This is a genomic window from Colwellia meonggei (genome assembly GCF_057537295.1).
Window position 1 is genome coordinate 1 of sequence record NZ_BAAJLZ010000019.1, and the last position, 1,742, is coordinate 1,742.

A 1,742-nucleotide genomic window follows, 5' to 3' on the forward strand; every position below is an offset into this window, starting at 1 on the left:
CTTCTTCTAATTCGTTATCATGTAATTTGTGTAGACACTCGTGAGCCGAAGCTCCATTGCATTGTTTTACTTCAAGATAAGGAGGTGATCCAACCCCAGGTTCCCCTAGGGTTACCTTGTTACGACTTCACCCCAGTCATGAATCACAAAGTGGTGACCGTCCTCCCGAAGGTTAAACTAGCCACTTCTTTTGCAACCCACTCCCATGGTGTGACGGGCGGTGTGTACAAGGCCCGGGAACGTATTCACCGTAGCATTCTGATCTACGATTACTAGCGATTCCGACTTCACGGAGTCGAGTTGCAGACTCCGATCCGGACTACGACGTACTTTGTGGGATTCGCTCCACCTCGCGGTATTGCTGCCCTCTGTATACGCCATTGTAGCACGTGTGTAGCCCATCCCGTAAGGGCCATGATGACTTGACGTCGTCCCCACCTTCCTCCGGTTTATCACCGGCAGTCTCCTTAGAGTTCCCGCCATTACGCGCTGGCAAATAAGGATAGGGGTTGCGCTCGTTGCGGGACTTAACCCAACATTTCACAACACGAGCTGACGACAGCCATGCAGCACCTGTCACAGAGTTCCCGAAGGCACTAATCTATCTCTAGAAAATTCTCTGGATGTCAAGGGATGGTAAGGTTCTTCGCGTTGCATCGAATTAAACCACATGCTCCACCGCTTGTGCGGGCCCCCGTCAATTCATTTGAGTTTTAACCTTGCGGCCGTACTCCCCAGGCGGTCAACTTAGCGCGTTAGCTACGCCACCCACAGCTCAAGGCTACAGACGGCTAGTTGACATCGTTTACGGCGTGGACTACCAGGGTATCTAATCCTGTTTGCTCCCCACGCTTTCGTGCCTCAGTGTCAGTATTTGTCCAGGTAGCCGCCTTCGCCACTGATGTTCCTTCCAATCTCTACGCATTTCACCGCTACACTGGAAATTCCACTACCCTCTACAATACTCTAGCCTGCCAGTTCAAAATGCAGTTCCCAGGTTGAGCCCGGGGCTTTCACATCTTGCTTAACAAACCACCTACGCACGCTTTACGCCCAGTAATTCCGATTAACGCTTGCACCCCTCGTATTACCGCGGCTGCTGGCACGAAGTTAGCCGGTGCTTCTTCTGCGAGTAACGTCACAGAATGCAGTTATTAACTACATCCCTTTCCTCCTCGCTGAAAGTGCTTTACAACCCGAAGGCCTTCTTCACACACGCGGCATGGCTGCATCAGGCTTTCGCCCATTGTGCAATATTCCCCACTGCTGCCTCCCGTAGGAGTCTGGGCCGTGTCTCAGTCCCAGTGTGGCTGATCATCCTCTCAAACCAGCTAGAGATCGTCGCCATGGTAGGCCATTACCCCACCATCTAGCTAATCTCACTTGGGCTAATCTAAAGGCGAAAGGTCCGAAGATCCCCTCCTTTGGTCCGTAGACATTATGCGGTATTAGCAGTCGTTTCCAACTGTTGTCCCCCACCTCAAGGCATATTCCCAAGCATTACTCACCCGTCCGCCGCTCGACGCCGAATAGCAAGCTATTCTCGTTTCCGCTCGACTTGCATGTGTTAAGCCTGCCGCCAGCGTTCAATCTGAGCCATGATCAAACTCTTCAATTAAAAATCGTTTGTGCTAGACAAGCTAGCTGCTCAATGAATTCTGTCGTGTCACTTAATCCCGACTAGGAACTAAGTAACTACATAAAACGTACCATTCAATCCGAAGATTAAATAATACTAATTT

General features: G+C 50.7%; 1 rRNA gene. It reads right to left on the minus strand.

Features of this window, described 5'->3' with window-relative positions:
- Positions 1-77: 77 nt before the first annotated feature.
- Positions 78-1,618 (minus strand): 16S ribosomal RNA (locus AC27E9_RS19130).
- Between the last annotated feature and the right edge of the window lie 124 nt (positions 1,619-1,742).